Annotated in this window: 13 protein-coding genes, 5 tRNA genes and 1 riboswitch; of the genes, 10 read left to right on the top strand and 8 right to left on the bottom strand. The window is 72.6% G+C overall.

The genetic code is table 11. The annotated features are described in order from the left end of the window. Positions 1-105: 105 nt before the first annotated feature. From KMS84_RS26915 to KMS84_RS26900, 4 genes are all read right to left on the bottom strand, one after another. A tRNA-Phe gene (locus KMS84_RS26915) sits at positions 106-179 on the bottom strand. A 23-nt stretch (positions 180-202) separates the two neighbouring features. Then, positions 203-277: transfer RNA gene (locus KMS84_RS26910), tRNA-Asp, on the bottom strand. A gap of 37 nt (positions 278-314) precedes the next feature. Continuing rightward, positions 315-387, bottom strand: a tRNA-Glu gene (locus tag KMS84_RS26905). A gap of 80 nt (positions 388-467) precedes the next feature. Then, positions 468-2,144 (bottom strand): metallophosphoesterase, encoded by a 1,677-nt coding sequence (locus tag KMS84_RS26900; protein ID WP_256919039.1) that lies wholly within the window; start codon positions 2,142-2,144, stop codon positions 468-470. Positions 2,145-2,229: 85 nt separating this feature from the next. Here KMS84_RS26900 and KMS84_RS26895 point away from each other — a divergent pair, with 85 nt between their 5' ends. From KMS84_RS26895 to KMS84_RS26870, 6 genes are all read left to right on the top strand, one after another. Next, positions 2,230-2,580, top strand: a complete 351-nt coding sequence (locus KMS84_RS26895; protein WP_256919038.1) for a metallopeptidase family protein — start codon at positions 2,230-2,232, stop codon at positions 2,578-2,580. 95 nt (positions 2,581-2,675) lie between these two features. Beyond that, entirely contained in the window at positions 2,676-3,215 is a 540-nt protein-coding gene (locus KMS84_RS26890; RefSeq protein WP_256919037.1) for a hypothetical protein, read from the top strand. A 256-nt stretch (positions 3,216-3,471) separates the two neighbouring features. Continuing rightward, entirely contained in the window at positions 3,472-5,757 is a 2,286-nt protein-coding gene (locus KMS84_RS26885) for a DEAD/DEAH box helicase (RefSeq protein ID WP_256919036.1), read from the top strand. 166 nt (positions 5,758-5,923) lie between these two features. Continuing rightward, entirely contained in the window at positions 5,924-7,477 is a 1,554-nt protein-coding gene (locus tag KMS84_RS26880; RefSeq protein ID WP_256919035.1) for an amino acid permease, read from the top strand. A 110-nt stretch (positions 7,478-7,587) separates the two neighbouring features. Further along, a tRNA-Lys gene (locus KMS84_RS26875) sits at positions 7,588-7,660 on the top strand. A gap of 133 nt (positions 7,661-7,793) precedes the next feature. Beyond that, positions 7,794-8,282 carry an HIT family protein gene (locus KMS84_RS26870; protein WP_256919034.1) on the top strand — a complete coding sequence of 163 codons (489 nt, stop codon included), beginning with the start codon at positions 7,794-7,796 and terminating at the stop codon, positions 8,280-8,282. On the opposite strand, the gene KMS84_RS26865 is transcribed toward KMS84_RS26870, so the two are convergent. Together KMS84_RS26865 and KMS84_RS26860 are read right to left on the bottom strand one after the other, a co-directional pair. Continuing rightward, entirely contained in the window at positions 8,269-8,910 is a 642-nt protein-coding gene (locus tag KMS84_RS26865) for a GTP cyclohydrolase II (protein WP_256919033.1), read from the bottom strand. The two genes, KMS84_RS26870 and KMS84_RS26865, sit on opposite strands and share 14 nt — an antisense overlap. A 133-nt stretch (positions 8,911-9,043) precedes the next feature. Next, complete coding sequence (locus KMS84_RS26860; protein ID WP_256919032.1) at positions 9,044-9,568, bottom strand: MarR family winged helix-turn-helix transcriptional regulator; 525 nt, start codon at positions 9,566-9,568, stop codon at positions 9,044-9,046. A 71-nt stretch (positions 9,569-9,639) separates the two neighbouring features. Between KMS84_RS26860 and KMS84_RS26855 the strand changes: the two genes are divergently transcribed. The 4 genes from KMS84_RS26855 (at position 9,640) to KMS84_RS26840 (ending at position 13,687) form a co-directional block, all read left to right on the top strand. After that, on the top strand, positions 9,640-10,767 hold the full coding sequence (locus KMS84_RS26855; protein WP_256919031.1) for a dihydrofolate reductase family protein: 1,128 nt from the start codon (positions 9,640-9,642) through the stop codon (positions 10,765-10,767). A gap of 60 nt (positions 10,768-10,827) precedes the next feature. Then, a tRNA-Met gene (locus KMS84_RS26850) sits at positions 10,828-10,901 on the top strand. Positions 10,902-11,296: 395 nt separating this feature from the next. Further along, a riboswitch (cyclic di-AMP (ydaO/yuaA leader) is annotated at positions 11,297-11,463 on the top strand. Between the two features lie 9 nt (positions 11,464-11,472). Beyond that, positions 11,473-12,510 carry a M23 family metallopeptidase gene (locus KMS84_RS26845; protein WP_256919030.1) on the top strand — a complete coding sequence of 346 codons (1,038 nt, stop codon included), beginning with the start codon at positions 11,473-11,475 and terminating at the stop codon, positions 12,508-12,510. Between the two features lie 232 nt (positions 12,511-12,742). Continuing rightward, positions 12,743-13,687, top strand: a complete 945-nt coding sequence (locus KMS84_RS26840) for an aldo/keto reductase (protein WP_256919029.1) — start codon at positions 12,743-12,745, stop codon at positions 13,685-13,687. Between the two features lie 139 nt (positions 13,688-13,826). Here the strand turns inward: KMS84_RS26840 and KMS84_RS26835 are convergent, their stop codons facing one another. After that, a complete protein-coding gene (locus KMS84_RS26835; protein ID WP_256919028.1) occupies positions 13,827-15,326 on the bottom strand; it encodes a PrsW family intramembrane metalloprotease in 1,500 nt (499 codons plus the stop codon). Positions 15,327-15,393: 67 nt separating this feature from the next. Further along, the coding region (gene trmB, locus KMS84_RS26830) for a tRNA (guanosine(46)-N7)-methyltransferase TrmB (RefSeq protein WP_256919027.1) at positions 15,394-16,213 on the bottom strand (820 nt) is incomplete at its 5' end.

The following is a 16,213-nucleotide window of genomic DNA, read 5'->3' as shown; positions in this document are numbered from 1 at the left end:
ACCAGGATCGCACCTCGGCGAAATCCGTGGCGAACCGTTTTGCGCCGGGGCGCACACGTCGGGGCATACAACAAGACCCCGATCCGGGGATCGGGGTCTGTGCTGTGGCTGGGGCCGGGGTCGAACCGGCGACCTACCGCTTTTCAGGCGGTCGCTCGTACCAACTGAGCTACCCAGCCGAGGAGTTCACGAGGAACTCCAGCGGTCCTGACGGGATTTGAACCCGCGGCCTCCACCTTGACAGGGTGGCGAGCACTCCAAACTGCTCCACAGGACCAAGCTGTGTGTACGACAGTGTCGCACACGGTGTTGCGTGCCCCCAACGGGATTCGAACCCGTGCTACCGCCTTGAAAGGGCGGCGTCCTAGGCCGCTAGACGATGAGGGCTATCGGCCCGCCTGGGCGCTTCTCAGCGCGTCGGGGACGTCATGAGCATATGGGATGGCGGGGGGTATCGCCAAAACGGTTTACGGGGCCCTCCTGGCGGCGGTCCCGGAGGGGCCGGCGGACGGGCTCACGGACGGGCCGCCGGGCGATCCGGCGGGCGAACCGGGAGGGGATCCGGCAGGGGATCCGGTGGGCGAGCCGGCGGACGGGCTGCCCGTCGGGCCGGGGGAGGAGCCCGGCGACGGGGCGGCTCCCGGCTGGTTCTCCTTGGGCAGGTGGCGGCTGACCTCGGCCGTCGTCAGGCCCAGCCCGCCGAGCTTGATCTCGTCCCAGGCCTGGAGCCGGCGGGTGTCGCGGTCGAGGTAGAGGATCGACGCCTGGATGGGGTCGGGGTACTTGCCCTCGACGGCGCGCAGGCCGCTGCCGCCCGTCGAGCCCTCGATGCGCAGCCGGGTCCCCTTCTTCAGGACCTCCGTCCCCTCGTGATGCAGGTGACCGGCCAGGACGAGGGGCACCTCGCCGTCGGCGCCGCGGGCGGCGGAGGGCTCGTGGGCGACGGCCACGTCGACCGGGGCGCCGCCGGCCCTCTCCGCGCGCAGGGCCCGCGCCAGCCGGGCGCCGGCGGCCTGCTCGCTCTGCTCCCCACCCGGCGCGCCGGAGCGGTCGGGGGTGAACTGGGGGTCGCCGACGCCGGCGAAGCGCACCCCGGCGACGGTGGCGGCGCGGCCGTCGTCGAGGACGTGCACGTTCTTCATGCGCTCCAGGTAGCGCTGGGTGACCCGGGAGTCGTGGTTGCCCCTGACCCACACGTACGGCGCGCCGAGCGTGGCGATGGGGTCCAGGAAGCCGTTCTCGGCGGCCGTGCCGTGGTCCATGGTGTCGCCGGAGTCCACGATCACGTCGACCTTGTACTGCTCCACCAGCGACGCGATGATCTTCCAGCTCGCGGGGTTGAGGTGGATGTCGGACACGTGCAGCACGCGCACGGTCGTCGGGTCGGGCTGGTAGGCCGGGAGCGTGGAGGTGACGTCGTAGAGCTTGGTCACGTTCGTGACCAGGCGGGCGAGTTCCCGCTGGTAGACGTCGAACTCGGTGACGATGTTGCGGGCGTTGCCGACGAGCGAGGGCGCCGAGGACAGCAGGCCCGAGAACCGGGGTTCCAGCACCGAGTTGGGGTTCCAGGTGGCGAACGCGGTCGCGCCCGAGGCGCCCAGCAGGGCCAGGGCCAGACCGCCGGCGGCCAGGGCCCGGCGCGGGCGGCGGTAGACGGCGAGCCCGAGGGCGGTGGCGCCGGTGACGACCGCGACGCAGGAGCGCAGCGCGAGGTCGAGGGTGCCGTGCTCGACGTCGCGGGCGACCTCGTCCTGGAGGCCGGAGAGGCGTTCGGGGTGGTCGACGAGGGCCTGGGAGCGGACGGGGTCGAGCTGGTCGACGTTGACGTCCAGGCGGACCGGCGCGTGGTGGCTGTCCAGGGTGAGCGCGCCGAGCGGGGAGACGTTGATCTTCGTTCCGCCGGTGACGGACGGCCGCAGCGTCATCGTCGTGTCCATGGGGCCGACGGGCACGCGCACGTCACCGACCACCAGCAGGCCGAGCCAGGCGCCGAGCAGGACGACGCCGGTCATGCCGAGGGCGCGGACCCAGGGGCGGGGGCGGGCGGCGAGCTCGGGGACGGTGCGCGTGCGGTCTCTGCGCGGCTTGCGGCGGGCGGACTCGAGGCGGTTCAGGGCTGCGGCGGGGACACGGGCGCGGGCCATTGGTGCCCTATGCCCCGGTACCGGCGGTGGTATGCGGACGGTTCGCACCCTCCCCGGGGCGGGTTCTTGCCGGACAATGGGGCCTGTGCTGGAGATGACGCGCGAGGAGTTCGAGGAACTGGTGGCCGAGGCGCTGGACCGGATTCCGCCGGAGTTGACGCGGTTGATGGACAACGTCGCGGTGTTCGTCGAGGACGAGCCGCCGGCGGACGATCCCGAGCTGCTCGGGCTGTACGAGGGGACTCCGCTGACCGACCGCGGCGAGTGGTACGCCGGGGTGCTGCCCGACCGGATCACGGTCTACCGGGGGCCGACGCTGCGGATGTGCGCCTCGCGCGAGGAGGTCGTCGCCGAGACCGAGGTCACGGTGGTGCACGAGATCGCCCACCACTTCGGCATCGACGACGCGCGGCTGCACGCCCTCGGCTACGGCTGAGCCGTCCGGCGGGGGGCGCGCGACCCCGCGCGTGTCCTCTTGCGGGCGACGGGAGTTGGGCACGTCGACTCTTGCGTCTGCCCCGGAGGTGGCCCGTGCGCCCCTTGTACGTACCCGTTCGTCTGGTCGCGACGGTCCTGGCCGTCGCCGCGGCCTCCGGCTGTATGAGCGTGGGGGACGAGGACGGCGGCCGGGCCCGGCCCTCGCACTCGGCCGGCCAGCGTTCCGGTGCGGAGCGGGAGGGGGACGCGGCCGGGGCGGACGGCGGCCTCGGCATGGGCGCCGCGGGAGGTGACGGCAAGCACGGGCACGGAAGGGGCGGCCGGAGCGGGGTGAGCGCCTCGGCGGCCGCCTCCGCGTCGCCGTCGGCGGGCGGCAGCGCGCCGGCCCCGAAGGGACCGGTGAAGCCGGGCAGGACGGCGGGGCCGGGGGCGTCGGCGCCGAGCGGGGGGCAGACCGTCGCGCCCACTCGCACGCCGGACCCCGTGCCTCCCGTGCCCTCGCCCGATCCCCCGTCGCCCTCGGCGGAGCCGACGGTCGCCGAGCCGTCGGCGTCGGCGCACGACGACGGCGGGACCCTGCCGCAGCTCGCGGAGCGGGAGCCGGCCCCGGAGGCGGGGTGGCCGGCCGGTTGACGGGGCCCCGGGGCGGGCCGGCGAGCCTGCCGGGTCAGGCTGCTGAGCTGCGACGATGAGCTCGGTTTGCCTTCCCCGGACAGGGTGCGTATGGTAGTAGATCGTTTGATCCCATTTGCCCGGCGCCACCGCAGAGCGCGCCGTGTGGCGCGTACTCTCCCTTGCCGTGGCTGACCGCATTGAGGCGGTCGTAATGCATGCGAACACGGAGTTGACGGGCGCGTGCCGAACAGACTCCGGAAGGTTTCGCATTCGCATGTCCATTTTCAGTACTGATCACTCCGTCGTGTCCGAGAACAACGACGAGCCGATCAACCTCGAGGCGATCGAGGTCACCGACACCGCCGAGGCCGCCGAGGCCGCGCAGGTCGTCGACGAGACCCCCGAGACCCCCGAACTCACCTTCGCCGACCTCGGGCTGCCCGAGGGCGTCGTGCGCAAGCTCGCGCAGAACGGTGTGACCAGCCCCTTCCCGATCCAGGCCGCGACCATCCCGGACGCCCTGGCCGGCAAGGACATCCTCGGCCGCGGCCGCACCGGCTCCGGCAAGACCCTCTCCTTCGGTCTGCCCACCCTGGCCACCCTGGCCGGCGGGCACACCGAGAAGCGCAAGCCGCGCGCCGTCATCCTCACGCCGACGCGTGAGCTGGCGATGCAGGTCGCGGACGCGCTCCAGCCCTACGGCGACGTCCTCGGCCTGAAGATGAAGGTCGTCTGCGGCGGTACGTCGATGAGCAACCAGATCTACGCCCTGGAGCGCGGCGTCGACGTCCTCGTCGCCACCCCGGGCCGACTGCGCGACATCATCAACCGCGGCGCCTGCTCCCTGGAGAACGTGCAGATCGCCGTCCTCGACGAGGCCGACCAGATGTCCGACCTGGGCTTCCTGCCCGAGGTCACCGAGCTGCTCGACCAGATCCCCGGCGGCGGCCAGCGGATGCTGTTCTCCGCCACCATGGAGAACGAGATCTCCACGCTGGTCAAGCGCTACCTGAGCAACCCGGTCACGCACGAGGTCGACAGCGCCCAGGGCAACGTCACGACCATGTCGCACCACATCCTGATCGTGAAGCCCAAGGACAAGGCGCCGGTCACCGCCGCGATCGCCTCCCGCAAGGGCCGCACCATCATCTTCGTCCGCACCCAGCTCGGCGCGGACCGCATCGCCGAGCAGCTGCGCGAGTCCGGCGTGAAGGCCGACGCGCTGCACGGCGGCATGACCCAGGGCGCGCGCACCCGCACGCTGGCCGACTTCAAGGACGGCTACGTCAACGCGCTCGTCGCGACCGACGTCGCCGCCCGCGGCATCCACGTGGACGGCATCGACCTGGTCCTGAACGTGGACCCGGCCGGCGACCACAAGGACTACCTGCACCGCGCGGGCCGCACGGCGCGCGCCGGCCGCACCGGCACGGTCGTCTCCCTGTCGCTGCCGCACCAGCGCCGTCAGATCTTCCGTCTGATGGAGGACGCGGGCGTCGACGCCGGGCGGCACATCATCCAGGGCGGCGCCGCCTTCGACCCCGAGGTCGCCGAGATCACCGGCGCCCGCTCGATGACGGAGGTCCAGGCCGAGTCCGCGGGCAACGCGGCCCAGCAGGCCGAGCGCGAGGTCACCGAGCTCACCCGGGAGCTGGAGCGCGCGCAGCGCCGGGCGACCGAGCTGCGCGAGGAGGCCGACCGTCTGGTGGCCCGTGCCGCGCGTGAGCGCGGCGAGGACCCGGAGGCGGCTGTCGCCGCGGCCGTCGAGCCGGTCGCGGAGCAGGCCGCCGTGGCGGAGGCGCCGGTCCAGCCGGCCGTGGCCGCCGAGCAGCCCGCCGAGCGTCCCGCCTACGAGCAGCCGCGTCAGCGCCGTGACGAGCGGGGCAACTACGAGCGCCGTGACGACCGTCGTGACGACCGTGGCGGCCGTTCCTTCGAGCGTCGTGACGACAACCGCGGCGGCTTCAACCGCGACGACCGCGGCGGCCGTTCCTTCGAGCGTCGTGACGGCGACCGCGGCGGCTTCCGCCGTGACGACCGTCGTGACGACCGCGGCGGCCGTTCCTTCGAGCGTCGTGACGACAACCGCGGCGGCTTCAACCGCGACGACCGCGGCGGCTTCAACCGCGACCGCGACAACAACCGTGGGTTCAACCGTGACCGCGACGACCGCGGCGGCCGTTCCTTCGACCGTCGTGACGACCGTGGCGGCCGTTCGTTCGAGCGCCGTGACGACAACCGCGGCGACCGCGGCGGCTTCAACCGCGACCGCGACGCCAGCCGCGGCGACCGGGGCGGTTTCAACCGTGACGACCGTGGCGGCCGTTCCTTCGAGCGTCGTGACGACAACCGCGGCGACCGCGGCGGCTTCCGCCGGGACGAGCGCGGCGGACACCGCGGCAGCGACCGTCCGTTCAACCGCGACCGCCGCGACGACCGTCCGGGCTTCCGTTCCGGCGGCCACGAGCGTCCGTACGGCCGCCGTGACGACCACCGTGGCACCGGCTCCGGCACGACCGGCCGTCGTGACGACAAGCCGCGCTGGAAGCGCAACGGCTGACGCCGACCCGGCTGAGTGAACGCCGTGGCCCCCACCGCACGCCGGTGGGGGCCACGGCGTTTTTCCGCGCCCGTTCGTCGTCCCTCCCTCATCCCCTTCATCCGTGGGCGGTTTCTGGCCAAGTTGTGACGTGTGTCACGGCTTCGGGAAGGGAATTGCTGGGGTCATGACAGATGACGGCACAGCGGGTCAGCGCTCCACCGGGAGTCTCTCGGACGAACAGCGGCTGGCCGAGCTCGGCTACACCCAGGTTCTCGCCCGCCGCATGTCGGCGTTCTCCAACTACGCGGTCTCCTTCACGATCATCTCGGTCCTGTCGGGCTGCCTGACGCTGTACCTGTTCGGGATGAACACCGGCGGCCCCGCCGTGATCACCTGGGGCTGGGTCGCCGTCGGCCTGATGACGCTCTTCGTCGGCCTCGCCATGGCCGAGATCTGCTCGGCCTACCCGACCTCGGCCGGTCTGTACTTCTGGGCCCACCGGCTCGCACCGCCGCGCTCGGCCGCGGCCTGGGCCTGGTTCACGGGCTGGTTCAACGTGCTGGGCCAGGTCGCGGTGACCGCCGGCATCGACTTCGGCGCCGCGTCCTTCCTCGGCGCGTACTTGAACCTTCAGTTCGACTTCGAGGTGACGGCGGGCCGCACGGTCCTGCTCTTCGCGGGCATCCTGGTGCTGCACGGCCTGCTGAACACCTTCGGGGTGCGGATCGTCGCGCTGCTCAACAGCGTGAGCGTGTGGTGGCACGTGCTCGGCGTGGCCGTCATCGTGGGGGCGCTGGCGTTCGTCCCCGACACACACCAGTCGACGTCCTTCGTGTTCGGCGAGTTCGTCAACAACACGGGCTGGGGCAGCGGGTTCTACGTCGTCCTGCTCGGTCTGCTGATGGCCCAGTACACCTTCACCGGCTACGACGCCTCCGCCCACATGACGGAGGAGACGCACGACGCGTCCACGGCCGGCCCCAAGGGCATCGTGCGCTCCATCTGGACGTCGTGGATCGCCGGCTTCGTCCTCCTGCTCGGCTTCACGTACGCCATCCAGTCCTACGACGCCGCGCTCGGCTCCCCGACCGGCGCGCCGCCCGCGCAGATCCTGCTGGACGCCCTCGGCGCGACCGCCGGGAAGCTGCTGCTGCTCGTGGTGATCGGCGCCCAGCTGTTCTGCGGCATGGCGTCGGTCACCGCCAACAGCCGCATGATCTACGCGTTCTCCCGGGACGGCGCGCTGCCCTTCTCCCACATCTGGCACACGGTCAGCCCCCGCACCCGCACGCCCGTCGCGGCGGTCTGGCTGGCGGCCGGCGGCGCACTGCTGCTGGGCCTGCCCTACCTGATCAACGTCACCGCGTACGCCGCGGTCACCTCCATCGCCGTCATCGGCCTGTACATCGCCTACGTCATCCCGACGCTGCTGCGGCTGCGCAAGGGGGAGGCGTTCGAGCGCGGACCCTGGCACCTGGGCCGCTGGTCCCGGGCGGTCGGCGTGGTGTCGGTGGCGTGGGTGGCCGTCATCACCGTCCTGTTCATGCTGCCGCAGGTCTCCCCCGTCACCTGGGAGACCTTCAACTACGCCCCGGTCGCCGTCCTCGTCGTCCTGGGCTTCGCCGGGGTGTGGTGGCAGGCGTCGGCCCGGCACTGGTTCCTCGACCCCGAGCACGAGAAGACCCTCGCCCGAGAGGCGTCCCGGGCCGCCGCGCCCGCGCAACTGCCCGATCTGTGACCGATCCCGGCCGCTTCCCGTCCGTCGACGCGGCCGTGTCCCCGATACCCGATCGGAGACACGGCCGCGTCCGGCTATGCTCGGGGAGGCAACATCGCGCACCAACGCCCGGGCCGTTAGCTCAATTGGCAGAGCAGTGGACTTTTAATCCATTGGTTGTGGGTTCGAGTCCCACACGGCCTACCGGTGCAGGAGAGGGATCGCCCCCTCCGACCCGCTCAGCGGCGCCCGAGCCGGCTCCGGCCGCCTCGGGCGCCGCCGCTTCCCCGGTGCGAAGGCCCGCGAGCGTCACGGCGGCGGTCCTACGATCTCGTCCATGACGGCTCCCGACTGCTACACCTGCGGCAGGGAAGAAGAGTTCGACGACCTTCCACCGCGCGAACGTGTCGCCCACGACCCGCACTGGCGGGTGGCCCACGCCTTCGACGCCGCGGTGCCCGGCTGGCTGGTCCTGCTGCCCCGGCGGCACGTCGCCGCGGTCCATGACCTCACCGACGCCGAGGCGGCCGCCCTGGGGACGTGGCAGGTCAGGCTCTCCCGGGCGCTGCGCGCCGTGACGGGGTGCGCCAAGACGTACGTCGTCCAGTTCGCCGAAGCCGAGGGCTTCGCGCACGTGCACTTCCACATCGTCCCGCGCATGCCGGACCTGCCCCCGGAGCACCGAGGCCCGGGTGTCTTCGAGTTGCTGCGGCGGCCCGAGGCGGAGCGGGTGACCGCCGCCCGGGCGGACCGGACGGCCCGTCTTCTGCGGGCCCGGCTCGGGTGCGAAGGGTCCGCCGGGGGCGCGGAGGTCAGACCGCGCTGAGGTCGGTGAGCGAGGCCAGCGGCAGGGTGTGCTGGGTCTGGAGGACCTTGGCGCGCAGGTAGCGCACGTTGTGCGGGGTGGTGAACACGCCGGTGGGGACGCGGTCGTGGACGTCGATGCCGAGCCCGCGCAGCTGGTCGGCCTTGTCGGGGTTGTTGGACAGCAGGTCCAGGGTCGTGACGCCCAGGGCGCGCAGCATCTGGGCGGCGGCCGTGTAGTCCCGGTCGTCCTCGGGCAGGCCGAGGGCGGCGTTCGCGGCGTAGGTGTCGAGGCCCTGGTCCTGGAGGGCGTACGCGTCGAGCTTGTTGTAGAGGCCGATGCCGCGGCCCTCCTGGCGGAGGTACAGCAGGACGCCGCCCGTGGCCGCTATCCGCTCGACCGCCTCGCGCAGCTGGGGGCCGCAGTCGCAGCGGGCCGAGCCGAAGGCGTCGCCGGTGAGGCACTCGGAGTGCAGCCGGACCAGCGGGACGGCGCCGGGGGCGGGCTCGCCGAGCACGACCGCGACGTGCTCCTGGCCGTCGGTCAGACCGTGGAAGGTGACCAGTTCGGCGTCGACCGAGTAGCCGTCGTGGAAGCGCAGCGGAACGCGGACGCGGGCGCGCGGGGTGGCGGCGGGGGTGTCGGGCATGCGGGTCTCCCGGGTCCGGGGGCGGATGACGTGGTGGTGCCAGGCCGACTACTGCTTCAGATTTGAAGCAGATCCGACGAGACGAGACCCTACCCCATGCTTGAAATTTGAAGCAACTACTGCGTGACGCGGATCACTGCGTCCCGGAACAGGGCGACGAACGACGACGCCAGGGGAGGTCCTCGGGCGCGGCCTCGTTCTCCCCGTCACCCTGGAACCCCCGGGCGACCTGCGTGAAGATCTCCTCCAACTGCCCCACCTGCTCCGGGGTGAGCCGGTCGAACAGGGCCGCCCGCACGGTCGCGACATGGCCGGGAGCCGCGTCCCGCAGGACCGCCATGCCCTCGTCCGTCAGCGCCGCGACGCTGCCGCGCTTGTCCCAGCGGCACTCCTCCCGCCGCACCAGCCCGTCCTTCTCCAGCCGGGACACCGCGTAGGTCAGCCGGCTGCGGGTGATCTTCAGCCGCTCCGCGAGATCGGTCATCCGCAGCCGCCGCTCCGGGGTCTCGGACAGGTTGGCGAGGATGGAGTAGTACGGATGCGGCATGCCGGCGTCCTGCTGGAGCTGCCGGTCGATCGCGTCCTCCAGCAGGAGGTAGCCGGCAACGTAGGCGCGCCAGGCGCGCTGCTCCTCGGGGGTGAGCCAGCGGGTCGTCATGCGCCCAGTGTAGTTTTGTTTCAAACTTGAACCAAGATCGCCGTCGGAAGACCCAGCCCGGGAGCACGTCGATGCCCTACCCGTACGTCCTGCTGTCCGCCGCCGTCTCCCTCGACGGCTACCTGGACGACACCACGCCCGACCGGCTGCTCCTGTCCAGCCCCGCCGACTTCGACCGCGTCGACGAGGTGCGGGCCGGCGTCGACGCCATCCTCGTCGGCGCGGGCACGATCCGCGCCGACAACCCCCGGCTCCTCGTCAACTCGCCCGAGCGCCGCGCCGCCCGCGTCGCCCGGGGGCTGCCGCCGTACCCCCTCAAGGTCACCGTCAGCGGCTCCGGCGAGCTGGACCCCGAGGCCAACTTCTGGCACACGGGTGGCCGCAAGGCCGTCTACACGACGGACCGGGGCGCCGAGCGGGCCCGCTCGCTGGGCATCGCCGCGGACGTCGTCGCCCTGGGACCGGAGCTCGACTGGCGCCGCCTCCTCGAACACCTCCACGACGTGCTCGGCGTCGGCCGGCTCATGGTCGAGGGCGGCGGGACCGTCCACACCCAACTGCTCCGGCAGGGCCTCGCCGACGAGCTCCAGCTCGTCCTCGCCCCGCTCCTCGTGGGCGACCCGGACGCGCCCCGCCTCTTCGGGCCCGGCGGCTACCAGGGCGGACGGCTGCGCCTGGTGGAGACACGGCGTATCGAGGACGTCGTCCTGCACCGCTACGAACCCACCGCCCCGGGCGCCGGACCGCTGCCCGTGGCGGCCGACCGGCACTGGCTGGCCCTCGCCTGCGAACTCGCCCAACAGTGCCCGCCCTCGACGACCGCCTTCAGCGTCGGCGCGGTGATCGTGGCCGCCGACGGCACGGAGCTCGCGCGCGGCCACTCCCGCGAGGCCGGCGACCCGCACGTGCACGCCGAGGAGGCGGCCCTCGCCAAGCTCGACCCCGCCGACCCGCGCCTGGGCGCCGCCACCGTCTACAGCAGCCTCGAACCCTGCGCCCGCCGCTCGTCCCGGCCCGCCCCGTGCGCCCGGCTCATCCTCGACGCGGGCGTGCGCCGGGTGGTCACCGCCTGGCGGGAGCCGGACACCTTCGTGGCCGAGGCGGACGGCAACGGTCTGCTCACGGCCGCGGGCGTCGACGTCCTCCTCCTGCCGGAGTGCGAGGAGCGGGCCAAGGCCCCCAACCGGCACCTGGTGTGAGGCGGCGGGGAAACCTGGTCATCGACGCGTCGGAAGTAGCGTAGACTGGAGTCACAACGACGCGGGGTGGAGCAGCTCGGTAGCTCGCTGGGCTCATAACCCAGAGGTCGCAGGTTCAAATCCTGTCCCCGCTACTGAAGGCCGAGGGCCGGAATCCGAAAGGGTTCCGGCCTTCGGTGTTTTCCCGGCCCTGATGCCGTTTCCCGTTCCCGTTCCCGTTCCCGTTCCCGTTCCCGGTGTCGGTGTCGGTGGCGTTGAGGTGTGTGTTCCCGCGTCGGGGCCGGGCCGTCGCTCACGTTCCGTGAGCGGACGACCGCCCTGCGCGCGGGAGATGAGAGGCCGTCAGGACGCCTGGTGCGGCCGGGGCGTGCGGGGCTGCGGTCAACTCGCCCGTTTTCGCCCGCTGGTGGCCCGAAAGTCCAGGTCGGAAATGTTGTTGATCAAGCAGAAGAGCTTGGAATCCCGCCCCTGTGTCTATTAACGTTCGATAACGCAGCGCGGCCGTCCCAGCCGGCACCAGAGCCGGCTCCGTGCGCACGCGCCGAATCCCGCAAGGGAACCGGGGAACCACCACCATGGGGTGAATCACGCGGAAGCCTTCGTGAACTCGCTGAGTCCACGACCGGTTTACGCGCGTAGGAGACCTTCCCGCTCCGAACCCGTCAGCTAACCCGGTAGGCGACGGAAGGAAAGGAGTGCGCCCGCGTGGCGTCCAACCCGCCTGCCCCCGAGGCCCCGTACGCGCCGAGCCAGCGGTCCACCGAGACCTTCGGCTACGCCGGTCACCGCACCGACGAGGGCCCCTGGGAGGAATGGAATCCCACCGCGGACTCCGTTCGCCCGGTCCGGGGCAAGCACCGGGTCGCCAAGCAGCGCGGCGGCGGGTTCGCCCGCAGCTCCACCGTCCTCGGCGTCGGCGTCATCGCCGCGGTCAGCGCGGGCGGGATGGCCAGCGCCAACACCGGCAAGGCCCCGGTCTCCATCTCGATACCCGACCTGCCGAACGTCGGCTCGCTCATCTCCGACGACGACGAACCCGCCCCGGAGACCGCGTCCGCCCTGGCCGGCTTCGGGTCCGAGACCACCGTCGACACCCACACCGACGCCGACAGCAGTGCCGCCGACGCGGGCGAGGCCCTGCGCAGCCGGATCATGGCGCAGGTCGAGTCGCAGCAGACCCAGTACGAGGTCAAGGCCACGGCCGCCGCCGCGAAGGCCCAGGCCGACGCCGTCGCCAAGGCCGAGAAGGAAGCGCAGGCCAAGGCCGCCGCCGCGAAGAAGAAGGCCGCGGAGGAGGCCGCCGAGAAGGCCGAGGCCGCGCGCCTGGCCGAACTGGCCAAGCAGTTCACGCTGCCGACCTCCTCGTACACCATCACCTCGACCTTCGGTCAGGCCGGCTCCCTCTGGTCCTCCGGTTACCACACCGGTCTGGACTTCGCCGCGCCCACCGGCACCCTCATCAAGGCCGTCCACAGCGCCACCGTCACCGAGGCGGGCTGGGCCGGTTCCTACGGCTACCGCACCATCCTCACGCTGGACGACGGCACCGAGCTCTGGTTCTGCCACCAGTCGTCGATCAACGTCAGCGTCGGCCAGAAGGTCGCCACCGGCGACGTGATCGGCCGCGTCGGCGCGACCGGGAACGTCACCGGCGCCCACCTCCACCTCGAGGTGCACCCGGACCGCAACCCCACCGGCATCGACCCGGCGGCCTGGCTGCGCAGCAAGGGCCTCAACCCCTGAGACACCCCCGGGTCGGCCATCGGGGGCGTCCCGGAGGAACGGCCCGGAGGACGGCCCGGGCGGCCCTGCCGGGTGGCGGGGACGGGCCGGGCGGGTCCTGGCCGGCTGGAGGGGTCGGACGGGCCCCGAGAGGCCGGACGCGGCTCGCAGGGCGGGGTGCGTCACGCCCTGTTCACACGTTCTTCGCGGCCGGGTGGAATGGGCGCGCCCCGAGTGACCGTTGAGTTGAACCATGACTGCTCTTCGCACACTCGGCTCCTCCGACCTCGAGGTCTTCCCGCTCGCCCTGGGCGGCAACGTCTTCGGCTGGACCGCGGACGAGGCGGCCTCCTTCGCCGTGCTCGACGCCTACACGGCCGCGGGCGGCAACTTCGTCGACACCGCCGACGCCTACTCGGCCTGGGTCGAGGGGAACAGCGGCGGTGAGTCCGAGACCGTCATCGGCCGGTGGCTGAAGGCCCGCGGCAACCGCGACGACGTGGTGATCGCCACCAAGGTCAGCCAGCACCCCCGGTTCCCCGGTCTGTCCGCCGACAACATCAAGGCCGCCGCCGACGCCTCGCTCCGCCGCCTGGGCACCGACCGCATCGACCTCTACTACACGCACTTCGACAAGACCGAGGTGCCCGTGGAGGAGATCGTCGGCGCGCTCGACGAGCTGGTGAAGGCCGGCAAGGTGCGGCACATCGCCGCCTCCAACATCTCGCCCGAACGCCTCCAGGAGTCGCTGGAGTTCTCCGACCGCGAGGGCCTGGCGCGGTACGTCGCCGTCCAGCCCCACTACAACCTGGTCTCGCGCGACACCTACGAGGGCGGCCTCCAGGACGTCGCCGCCCGCTTCGGCCTCGCCGCCGTCCCGTACTACTCGCTGGCCTCCGGCTTCCTGACCGGCAAGTACCGGCCCGGTACGACGGTGCGCAGCGCCCGTTCCGCCGGGGCCGCCAAGCACCTCGACACGGAGCGGGGCCGCCGGGTCCTGAGCGCCCTCGACGAGATCGCCGGGGCCCACGACGCCGAGGTCGCCACGGTCGCCCTGGCCTGGCTCGCCGCCCGGCCGACGGTGGCCGCGCCGATCGCCTCCGCCCGGACGGTGGAGCAACTGCCCGCGCTGCTGGCACTGGCGGACCTGGAGCTGACCGGCCCGGAGCTCGACGCCCTGACCCGGGCTTCGGCCTGACAGCCGGGCGGCCGTCCCTTCGGCTGCGGCAGGGCGCAAGGGGAAGCGGGCGCCGCCGGGTCGTCCGGCGGAACGGTGGGGGGCCGGCCGTACGGGTGGGGGACCAGCCGTACCGGCGGGATCAGCCGTACGGGCGGGACTAGCCGTACGGGTGGGGGAAGGGGCTCGGGCCCGCGGAATGCCCCGGCCCGCCGTGTCCGCCGTGGCCGGCAGGGTGTCCGGACGCCGGTCCGGCCGGTGCCGTGTGGCCCTGGCCCGGACCCGGGCCCGGCGGGTACCCGTACCCGCCGTACCCGTAGCCGTACCCCGGGTCGGTGGCCCGGCCGTACGGCTGGAGCGGCCCGGGACCCGGGCCGTACCCGTAGGCCCCGTACACCGGCCAGGGCGGCGGGATCACACGTACCGGAGGAGCCGTCATCCGGGCCGCGTGGTCCAGCGCGGGACGGGCGACGTCCTTGCGCCGCCACAGCTCGTTGAGCAGCTCCCTCTCCCGGACCACGAAGTCCGCGTTCGCGCGTCCCCGACGGCCCCGATGGCGCAGGAATGCGAGCGACGTCGCGTACGCCTCGTACCGGGCCACCTCCCGTGCCGCCGCCTTGCCCAGATGACGGCCCGCGTGCTCCCTGGCCAGCCTTCGGGCCCGCATCGAGCCGAGGGCGAACGGCTCGGCCGGAGTGAGCCAGCCGGCGGCCGCGTAGGCGGGCAGCTCCTCGCGGACGGTGCGCAGCTCCCGCTGCCGGGTCCACACCACCAGCCAGGTCAGCAGCCCGAGCGCGGGCAGCATGAACGCCGCGTACACCGCGAAGAAGCCGAACTCGCCGAACGTCGACGAGCCGTTCCACAGGGCGTGCATCCCCATCGCGAGGAGCAGTCCGCCCAGCGGCGGCAGCACGCGCCGCAGGTGCTGACGGTCCCCGGACAGTGCGGCGACGCCGAAGCCCAGGCCGGTCAGCACGGTGAACAGGGGGTGCGCGAACGGCGACATGATGACGCGGACGAAGAAGGTCGCGGCGGTGACCGAGGCGATGCCGGTGTCGCCCGTGAGCTGGTCGGTGCCGAAGGCGGTGCCCAGGTAGAGGATGTTCTCGGTGAACGCGAAGCCGGTGGCGGTGATCCCGGCTATGACGACGCCGTCGACGATGCCGGTGAAGTCCCGCCTGCGGAAGAGGAACACGAGCAGGACGGCCGCGGCCTTGGCGGACTCCTCGACGATCGGCGCTATGACGGTCGCGCCCAGGGTGTCCGCGCTGGACGGATCGGCCGTCGCGGTGGCTATCCACCGGGTCGCGAAGCCGTTGGCGACGATGGCTATCAGCGCCGCCGCGCACGCGCCCCAGGCGAAGGCGAAGAGCAGGTTCCGCCACGGTCCCGGCTCGACACGGTCGAGCCAGCGGAAGGCGGCGACGAGCAGCGGTACCGGCAGCACCGCGAGGCCCAGCCCGACCAGGAACCCCTCGGTCCCCGTCTGTTCGCGCACCAGCGCCAGGATGACCAGCCCGGACAGGGCGAGCAGCGTGATCAGCGCGCCGTAACGCACCCACCTGCGCTGCCACCAGTGCGCGTGCCTGAGCACACCGTCCTCGGGCGCCCCGCCGGGCGGATGCGGCGGGTAGGGCGGAAACGGAGGACTGATGGCCACGGCATCGACCCTAACGAGGGAGGGGACTGTGGTGCAGGGGGACGGTCGGTCGGCGGCCCTTGACCGGTCAGCGGTCCCCGGGCCGGACGCGATGCTGTACGCGACGGAAGAGCAGATCGTTCACCACGTGACCCTTGTCCAGCCCCTGGCCCTCGAAACGGGTCAGCGGACGGAACTCGGGCCGGGGCGCGTAACCGCCCTCGGGCCGGGTGTTCTCGAAGTCGGGGTGCGCGGTGAGCACCTCCAGCATCTGTTCCGCGTACGGCTCCCAGTCCGTGGCGCAGTGCACGAGCGCGCCCGGCTTCAGCCGCGTGGCGGCCAGGTCCAGGAACTCCGGCTGGATGAGACGCCGCTTGTGGTGGCGCTTCTTGGGCCAGGGGTCGGGGAAGTAGACGCGGAGCCCGTCGAGCGAGTCCGCCGGCAGCATCTCGCGCAGCAGGATGATCGCGTCGCCGTTGGCGACCCGGACGTTGGTGAGCCCGTGGTGGTCCGCGAGGTTGAGCAGATTGCCCTGGCCGGGCGTGTGCACGTCCACCGCGAGGATGTCGGTCCCCGGGTCGGCGGCCGCCATCTGCGCGGTCGCCTCGCCCATGCCGAAGCCGATCTCGAGCACGACCGGGCGGCCGCCCGCGCCGAACAGGCCGGCGAGGTCGACGGGGTGACCGTCGATGTCCAGTCCCCACTTGGCCCACAGCCGCTGGAGCGCGTCCGCCTGTCCGGCGGTCACCCGGCTGCGACGGGGCTGGAAGCTCCGGATGCGCCGCTCGAAGTGCGACCCGGCGGGATCGGCCTTCGGCCCGTCGGGGAAGCGGGGCTCCCCCTTGGCGCGGGTGTGCCGGACGGACTCACCCGGGTGGTGGTGCTCGCTGCCGGGGGAGGGCTGGGGG

The organism is Streptomyces hilarionis (genome assembly GCF_024539675.1).
GTDB lineage: Bacteria > Actinomycetota > Actinomycetes > Streptomycetales > Streptomycetaceae > Streptomyces > Streptomyces hilarionis.
The sequence above is the reverse complement of the archived record's forward strand: the minus strand, read 5'-3'. Positions and strand labels throughout refer to the sequence as shown.

Bases quoted from the DNA above. Each gene is read 5' to 3' on its own strand.
- KMS84_RS26885 (WP_256919036.1), top strand. From the start codon at position 3,472: ATGTCCATTTTCAGTACTGATCACTCCGTCGTGTCCGAGAACAACGAC.
- KMS84_RS26900 (WP_256919039.1), bottom strand. From the start codon at position 2,144: ATGGCCCGCGCCCGTGTCCCCGCCGCAGCCCTGAACCGCCTCGAGTCC.
- KMS84_RS26865 (WP_256919033.1), bottom strand. From the start codon at position 8,910: ATGCCCGACACCCCCGCCGCCACCCCGCGCGCCCGCGTCCGCGTTCCG.
- KMS84_RS26840 (WP_256919029.1), top strand. From the start codon at position 12,743: ATGACTGCTCTTCGCACACTCGGCTCCTCCGACCTCGAGGTCTTCCCG.
- KMS84_RS26855 (WP_256919031.1), top strand. From the start codon at position 9,640: ATGCCCTACCCGTACGTCCTGCTGTCCGCCGCCGTCTCCCTCGACGGC.
- KMS84_RS26870 (WP_256919034.1), top strand. From the start codon at position 7,794: ATGACGGCTCCCGACTGCTACACCTGCGGCAGGGAAGAAGAGTTCGAC.
- KMS84_RS26860 (WP_256919032.1), bottom strand. From the start codon at position 9,568: ATGACGACCCGCTGGCTCACCCCCGAGGAGCAGCGCGCCTGGCGCGCC.
- KMS84_RS26880 (WP_256919035.1), top strand. From the start codon at position 5,924: ATGACAGATGACGGCACAGCGGGTCAGCGCTCCACCGGGAGTCTCTCG.